This is a genomic window from Phenylobacterium sp. (assembly GCF_036723115.1).
Taxonomy (GTDB): Bacteria; Pseudomonadota; Alphaproteobacteria; order Caulobacterales; family Caulobacteraceae; genus Phenylobacterium.
Genome location: NZ_DAIMHV010000134.1, coordinates 1 through 7383, shown reverse-complemented (window position 1 = coordinate 7383; position 7383 = coordinate 1). Strand labels below are relative to the sequence as shown.

9 protein-coding genes and 1 tRNA gene are annotated in these 7383 nt (G+C 67.8%); 5 read left to right on the top strand and 5 right to left on the bottom strand.

What is annotated here, in order from left to right:
* Positions 1–188 precede the first annotated feature (188 nt).
* From V7D28_RS12330 to V7D28_RS12315, 4 genes are all read left to right on the top strand, one after another.
* Positions 189–2102 carry a potassium transporter Kup gene (locus V7D28_RS12330; protein ID WP_333587679.1) on the top strand — a complete coding sequence of 638 codons (1914 nt, stop codon included), beginning with the start codon at positions 189–191 and terminating at the stop codon, positions 2100–2102.
* A 17-nt stretch (positions 2103–2119) separates the two neighbouring features.
* Complete coding sequence (locus tag V7D28_RS12325) at positions 2120–2485, top strand: hypothetical protein (RefSeq protein WP_333587678.1); 366 nt, start codon at positions 2120–2122, stop codon at positions 2483–2485.
* A 122-nt stretch (positions 2486–2607) separates the two neighbouring features.
* Positions 2608–3840, top strand: coding sequence for an argininosuccinate synthase (locus V7D28_RS12320; RefSeq protein WP_333587677.1), 1233 nt, complete (start codon positions 2608–2610; stop codon positions 3838–3840).
* Between the two features lie 83 nt (positions 3841–3923).
* On the top strand, positions 3924–4328 hold the full coding sequence (locus tag V7D28_RS12315; RefSeq protein WP_333587676.1) for an MAPEG family protein: 405 nt from the start codon (positions 3924–3926) through the stop codon (positions 4326–4328).
* Between the two features lie 21 nt (positions 4329–4349).
* Here the strand turns inward: V7D28_RS12315 and V7D28_RS12310 are convergent, their stop codons facing one another.
* Positions 4350–5120 (bottom strand): sulfite exporter TauE/SafE family protein, encoded by a 771-nt coding sequence (locus V7D28_RS12310; protein ID WP_333587675.1) that lies wholly within the window; start codon positions 5118–5120, stop codon positions 4350–4352.
* 359 nt (positions 5121–5479) lie between these two features.
* Between V7D28_RS12310 and V7D28_RS12305 the strand changes: the two genes are divergently transcribed.
* Positions 5480–6055, top strand: coding sequence for a CC0125/CC1285 family lipoprotein (locus V7D28_RS12305; protein ID WP_333587674.1), 576 nt, complete (start codon positions 5480–5482; stop codon positions 6053–6055).
* Between the two features lie 81 nt (positions 6056–6136).
* On the opposite strand, the gene V7D28_RS12300 is transcribed toward V7D28_RS12305, so the two are convergent.
* The 4 genes from V7D28_RS12300 to V7D28_RS12285 form a co-directional block, all read right to left on the bottom strand.
* A complete protein-coding gene (locus V7D28_RS12300; RefSeq protein WP_333587673.1) occupies positions 6137–6508 on the bottom strand; it encodes a BON domain-containing protein in 372 nt (123 codons plus the stop codon).
* Between the two features lie 38 nt (positions 6509–6546).
* Complete coding sequence (locus V7D28_RS12295; protein WP_333587672.1) at positions 6547–6702, bottom strand: hypothetical protein; 156 nt, start codon at positions 6700–6702, stop codon at positions 6547–6549.
* Between the two features lie 164 nt (positions 6703–6866).
* Positions 6867–6941 (bottom strand) — tRNA-Gly (locus V7D28_RS12290).
* Between the two features lie 86 nt (positions 6942–7027).
* A partial coding sequence (locus tag V7D28_RS12285) for a DUF6065 family protein (protein ID WP_333587671.1) occupies positions 7028–7383 on the bottom strand: 356 nt, incomplete at its 5' end.

Here is a 7383-nt window from a genome sequence, read left to right as displayed (position 1 = left end):
GCCTCCGGGGGCGGGCATTTTCCCGTTCAAGGGATGTCCTCGCCGGGTGTCCGCCTTTTAGCCCCTCGCCGGGCGCGATTGAACCGGCCGCGGAAAGGGTGTATCGCGCCCGCCGCATCGTCGGAGGCGCCGGCGCGTCTTCCGATCGGGCGGCGCGGGCGGGGCCTCAGCGATCCCGGAGAGTCTGGATGAGTGAGCCGAACGCCTCGGCCGCCGAGCCGCACCACGACGCGGGCCACAAGAAGGAGGGCTTCTGGGCCCTCGCCCTGGGATCGGTGGGCGTCGTCTTCGGCGACATCGGCACCAGTCCGCTCTACGCCATGCGCGAGGCCCTGGCCCACTCCCGCGGGGGCGGGGCCGACGAACTGGCCGTCTTTGGCGTGGTGTCCCTGGTGACCTGGGCGCTGATCCTCATCGTCACCCTGAAATACGTGATCTTCCTGCTCCAGGCCGACAACAAGGGCGAGGGCGGCACGCTTGCGCTCATGGCCCTGGCGCGCCGCTCGCTCGGTCGGCGCTCGGGCGCGATCATCTTCCTGGGGATGGTCGGCGCGGCGCTTTTCTATTCGGACGGGATCATCACCCCGGCGCTCTCGGTGCTTTCTGCGGTGGAGGGGCTGAAGGTGGCGCCGGGTCTCGGCTCGGCCCTGTCGCCCTTCGTCCTGCCGATCTCGGCGGCGATCCTGATTGCGCTCTTTATGGTCCAGTCCCGGGGAACGGCCAGCATGGCCAAGTACTTCGGCCCGATCACGGCCCTCTGGTTCTTCACGCTGGCGGGGCTCGGCGTCTATCACATCTTCGACGATCCGCGGATCCTCATGGGCCTGTCGCCGCACTATGGCGTGCTGTTCCTGGTGGACAACGGCTTCCTCGGCTTCGTCATCCTGGGCAGCGTCTTCCTGGCGGTGACCGGCGCTGAGGCGCTCTACGCGGACATGGGCCACTTCGGCAAAGGCCCCATCCGGGCGGCCTGGGCGTGCCTGGTCCTGCCCTCCCTGCTGCTCAACTATCTCGGCCAGGGGGCCCTGGTGCTGGCCAATCCGGAGGCGCGGCTCAATCCGTTCTACGAGATGGTGCCCGCCGCCGCCTTCTGGCCGGTCCTGCTGCTGGCCACGGCGGCCACCGTCATCGCCAGCCAGGCGGTGATCTCCGGCGCCTTCTCGGTCACCCAGCAGGCGGTTCAGCTCGGCCTTCTGCCGCGCATCGACATCCGGCGCACCAGCGAGACCCTGGCCGGCCAGATCTATGTGCCGCAGGTGAACATGTTCCTGCTGGCCGGGGTGCTGACCCTGCTGGCCATGTTCCAGGATTCCTCCAGCCTCGCCGCCGCCTACGGCATCGCGGTGACCGGCTCGATGTTCGTCGACACCCTGCTGTTCTTCGTGATCATCGGCGCCCTTTGGAAGCGCCCCTGGTGGCAGGCGGGTCTCGCGGCCGGCGTCTTCGCCATCATCGACCTGACCTTCGTCTCGTCGAACCTGCTGAAGATCCCCCAGGGCGCCTGGTTCCCCCTGGTGCTCGGCGGCGGCCTGGTGCTGCTGATGTGGACCTGGATGCGGGGCTCGCAGATTCTCACCGACAAGACCCGGCGCGACAGCGTGGCCCTGGCCGAGCTGACCGAAATCCTCAAGGCCCGCGCGCCGCACCGGGCGCCCGGCACGGCCATTTTCCTGACGTCCGAGCCCGACGTGGCGCCGGTCGCCCTGATGCACAATCTCAAGCACAACAAGGTGCTGCACGAGAAGAACGTCATCCTCACCGTGCGCACCACCGAAACCCCGCGGGTCAAGGACGAGGACCGCATCCGCATCGAGCCGGTGAATGAGGACTTCAAGAAGGTCGTGGTGTCCTACGGCTTCATGGAAAGCCCCAACCTGCCCAAGGCGCTCGGCCTGTGCCGCAAGCTCGGCCTGAAGTTCGACATCATGGCCACCAGCTTCTTCCTCGGCCGCCGTTCGGTGGTGCCGGCCGCCCAGTCGGGCATGCCCCTGTGGCAGGACCGGCTTTTCATCTATCTGATGCGCAATGCGGCCAATCCCACGGACTTCTTCAAGATCCCCCCCGGTCGCGTGGTGGAGCTTGGGACCCAGGTGACGGTCTGAGGCGAAAGGGAGAGGCGATGAACTGGCTCGGCATTATCGGCGACGCCCTGTGGATCGTGGCTCTGGCCATGATGGCCGGCGCCTCTCAGCGCGCCTGGCGCCGGATCGAGCCGGGGACGCGCCTGCCCATGCAGTTCGCCCGCGACGGCCGGCCGGTGATGCGCCTGCCCAAGGCTGCAGCCCTGCTCCTGGTTCCCGCCATCGCCTTTGTGACCAGCCTCTTCCTGCTGGCCCAGAACCGGGCCATTCCCCCTGGTACGCCCGAGGCCCTGATCCTCTTCGGGGTGCGCGCCACCCTGGCTGCGGCCTTCGCGCTCGCCCATCTGCGCTGGCTCGAGGCGGCCATGAAACAACTGGCCCAGGAAGGGGCGCTCAAGCCCTGAGGCTCGACACGGGCCTTGAACCTCGGGCCTTTTGGCCCTTAAAGCCGCGCTGAACGCGCAAGCCTCCGGCCCTGGCCGGAGCTGCGAGCCAACCCACCGCCCTTTGGAAAGACACTCCGCCCATGGCCGCCGCACACTCCGTCAAGAAGGTCGTTCTCGCCTATTCGGGGGGGCTGGACAGCTCGACCATCGTCAAATGGCTGCAGACCGAGCTGGGCGCTGAGGTGGCCACCTTCACCGCCGACCTCGGCCAGGGGGAGGAGATCGAGCCCGCCCGCCAGAAGGCCATCAGCCTGGGGGTTAAGCCGGAATACGCCTTCGTCGAGGACGTGCGTGAAGAGTTCGTCCGCGACTATGTCTTCCCCATGTTCCGGGCCAACACAGTCTATGAGGGTCAGTACCTGCTGGGCACCTCCATCGCCCGCCCCCTGATCGCCAAGAAGCAGATCGAGATCGCCCGCAAGATCGGCGCTGACGCCGTGGCCCATGGCGCCACCGGCAAGGGCAATGACCAGGTGCGCTTCGAGGTGGCCTATTACGCCCTGGAGCCGGACATCGGCGTCGTCGCGCCCTGGCGGGAGTGGGACTTCAAGAGCCGCGAGGCCCTGCTGGACTTCGCCGAGAAGCACCAGATCCCCATCACCAAGGACAAGCGCGGCGAGGCGCCGTTCAGCGTCGACGCCAACCTTCTGCACTCCTCGTCCGAGGGCAAGGTGCTCGAGGACCCGGCCGTGGAGGCGCCGGAATTCGTGCACATGCGCACCATTTCGCCTGAGGACGCCCCGGACAAGCCCACCGTCTTCACCCTGGATTTCGAAAAGGGCGACCCGGTCGCCATCGACGGCCAGAAGCTCTCGCCCGCGGCCCTGCTCACCAAGCTCAACCAGCTGGGCCACGACAACGGCGTCGGTCGCCTGGACCTGGTGGAGAACCGCTTCGTGGGCATGAAGTCCCGCGGGGTCTATGAGACGCCGGGCGGAACCATTCTCCTGGCCGCCCACCGGGGCATGGAGTCCATCACCCTCGACCGGGGCGCCATGCACCTGAAGGACGAGCTGATGCCCCGCTATGCGGAGCTGATCTATAACGGCTTCTGGTTCACGCCCGAGCGAGAGATGCTGCAGGCGGCCATCGACCACAGCCAGGGTCCGGTGACCGGCCAGGTGCGCGTCAAGCTCTACAAGGGCAATGTCACCATCATCGGCCGCACCAGCCCCTACTCCCTCTATGACCAGGAGCTGGTCACCTTCGAAGAGGGCAAGGTGGCCTATGATCACCGCGACGCGGCGGGCTTCATCAAGCTGAACGCCCTGCGCCTGCGGGTTCAGGCCAAGCGCGACCGTCGCGGCGGCTGATCTGCGTGGTTCCCCCGTTCGGCGCGACATGCCACTGTCGCGCCAAGCGGCGCCGTGAGCGCTGATCCGATGGGGGAAATGAGATGAATCCGCACAGCTGGGTGGCGCTGGTCACCCTTTGCGCACTGCTGGTCTATGTCTGGATGGGCGTCCGGGTGGGCGGGGCGCGGCGCAAGACCGGCATCGACGCCCCGGCCATGACCGGCGATCCGCTGCTGGAGCGGCACGTGCGCGTCCAGGCCAACACCCTGGAATGGCTGCCCATCTTCCTACCGTCCCTGTGGCTGTTCGCCCTCTACTGGAACGATCTCGTGGCCGCGGGCCTGGGGGTGGTGTGGATCCTTGGGCGCATCCTCTACGCCCTGGGCTATGTGGCCGATCCCGGCAAGCGGGAGATGGGCTTCCTGATCCAGGCCCTGGCCGCAGCCGTGCTGCTGTTCGGCGCTCTTGGGCGGATCATCTGGACCCTGGTGGTGGTCGGCGCCTGAGAACGGCGCCGAGCGTCGTCCTCAGACGAACAGGACCCAGGCCTGCCAGAGCGCCAGACCGGTGACCAGCACGCCCACGAACCAGGTGAGCGCGCGGATGGGCAGGATCTTGGTCATCCAGCCCGCCAGGGGGGCGGCCACCACGCCGCCGGCGATCAGGCCCAGCACCGAGGAGAGCTGGTCGCGCAGGCCATCGGTCTCCCAGTGACCGCTCAGCAGGGCCGAGAGGAAGGCCGCAGAGATGGCCGTGGCGACGAACAGCTCGGCCGCATTGGTGGTGCCGATGGCCTTGCGCGGATCGGCGCCCGACCCGAGCAGGGTGGAGGTGACCACCGGGCCCCAGCCGCCGCCGCCCACCGAGTCGAAGAAGCCGCCCACCAGGCCGAGCGGCAGGGGGCTCTTCCACGAGAAGGGCTTGGGGCGCACGCCCTTCCAGGCGCGATAGAGGATGACCAGGCCCATGAGGCCGAGCCAGGCCACCACGAAGGGCTTGATCTTGTTGCCGTCCACCGAGGTCAGCAGGTAGGTGCCGGCGATGCCGCCCACCACGCCGCCGGCCGACAGCAGGGCCAGCAGGCGCCAGCTGACATTCTTGTGGTAGATGTGCGAGAGGGCCGATGCGGCGCCGGTGAACACCTTGGCCGCATGCACGCTGGCCGAGGCGTTGGCCGGCGAAACCCCCATGGCCAGCAGGCTGGTGGTGGAGACCACGCCGTAGGCCATGCCGAGCGCGCCATCCACCAGCTGGGCGCCGAAGCCCACGGCGGCGAAGAGCAGAAAGTTAGAATCCATGCGCCCGTCCCCCTCAGCGGCCAGCGCCGCCACTTCCCCGACATCCCTGCAAACATGGGGCCGCCAAGACCCATTATGTCAATAGGAATTCGGGATAAGCTACACCGCCGCCTGGAGGGCGTCCTTTCAAATCTCGCGTGAAGGGCGAAGAGGGGCGCCGCCACGCTCCCGTTTTGGGCGCAGGCATGCGAGCGCGCCCGCGGGCTGCGCATCCTGGCGGCGAAAGCGAGCCTTGAGCCGAGGTGCGGCTTGGACTGGCGACGGGCTCGCCCGGCAACCATATTTGAGCCACGGTGTTGGCCTAATTGTCGCCCTGAGCGTTCGGGGGACGTTCTATTTCAGGAACGAGACGGAACATTATGAAACGCCTGTCCGGTCCCGTGGCGGCCCTGGCCCTGGTGGTCGGCCTTTCCGCCTGCGCCACGGCGACGCCCTACCAACCCAATCTTCCCGGCTCTGCGGTTTCGGGCGGCTTTTCCGAGACGCGGATCGAGCCGGACCGCTGGCGGGTGACCTTCGCCGGCAACAGCCTCACCTCCCGCGAGACCGTGGAGGGCTATCTGCTCTTCCGGGCGGCGGAGCTGACCCTGCAGCAGGGCTTCGACGGCTTTTCCATCGTCACCCGGGCCACCGACCGCGACGCGCGCACCTATGTGGAGCGCGATCCCTTCTACAGCCCCTGGTATGGCCCCAGCTACGCTTACTGGCGCCCGCACTGGCGCTATTATTCCCCGCACGGCTGGCGGACCTGGAACCCCTATTTCGGCGATCCCTTCTGGAGCGACCGTGTCGATGTGCGCACGGTGGAGCGCTATGAGGCCACCGCCGAGATCGTCATGTTCCGGGGGGCGAAGTCGCCCGGCGACCCGGCGGCCTTCGACGCCCGCGCCGTGGCGGCCAATCTGGGGCCGCGCATCGAGCGCGCCGGCCCCTGAGGCCGCCCGAGGGCAAGGCATGAGAAAGGGCGGCTCCGTCGGGGCCGCCCTTTTTCGTTTCGGACCTTGAGCGGGCGCGCCTCAGCTGTCGCGCACGTCCATGCCCAGGGTCGGGCCAAGGCCTTCGCGGCTGGCCACGCGCAGTTCGTTGCGGATCTGCCGCGAACCCCGCACCTTCTGGGCATGAATCTCGGCGCGCAAACGGTCGTCGGCCTCCGGCACGCTGCCGCTCAAGACGATGTCGCCGTTTTCCACCACCACATCCACGTCAGAGGCGTCGAGATACCGATCGTGGGCCAGGGCCTCGTGCAGGTCGGCGGCGATGTCGGCGTCCGAACGGCTGCGGCCTGTCGGTCCGCGGCCGCGATGGGGGCCGCGACGGTCATCGGTCCGGCGCCAGTCGTCGGCCTTGAACCCGCGGCGGTCGCGCTCACGGCTGTCGAAGTTCTGCATGATGGCCCTCCTCTGGTGCGTTCCTGCGGTGGCGATGATCAGGTGATGCGCTTGGGCGTCGGCGGATCGCTGGCCGGGAAGCTTTCCTCCACCGCCTCATCGATCAGGGCTTCCTGACGGTTCTCCGCCTCATGCTCCAGCTGGTCGGGCTTGCCGCCGGCGGGCTTGGACTCTGGGGAATTGGGATCGCTCATGGGAGACCTCCTGACGGTCGCCCCCGCGGTGCGGAGGCCGTGCAGGAGCAAAGCGCGGGAGCGGCCCTTGGGTTGCAGACGTCGGTCACGCGCCCGGCGAACGGACAACAAAAAAGCGGCCCCGAAGGACCGCTCTTTCTGCGCTCATCTCCCCAAGAGGGAAATGGAGCGGGCGAGGCGATTCGAACGCCCGACCCCAACCTTGGCAAGGTTGTGCTCTACCCCTGAGCTACGCCCGCGTCTTTCGAAACCGACCGGTCTGGCCGCCCCCGAAAATCGAGAGCGGGCTTATGGCAGACCGTTTCGGCCTTGGCAAGCGGCCTTGTCAGCCAAATCGTGGCGCCTTCAGCCGGCGCTTGTTCACATGGTCCTTGGGCGGGGCGGCGACGTCCTCGGGGAACTCGCCGCGGAAGTAGTATCGCTGCCAGGCCTCCTTGGTGGCCTCGGGTTCGGCGCGGAAGATCCGGGCGTTGAACTCGCTGCGGTGCTTCTCCCAGGTCTGGTACTGCTCGCGCAGTTCGGCGTTGCGGCCCAGCGGGCGGATCACCGGCTGGACATCGGCCAGCGGCTTGTCCTGAACCAGGGTGATGAAGCAGAAGGGCTCGCCCTTGCGGAAGTGGACCTGACCCGGCCGGGTGAAGATCCAGTTCATGGTGAAGGGGAAGGGGAGCCAGTCGGTCT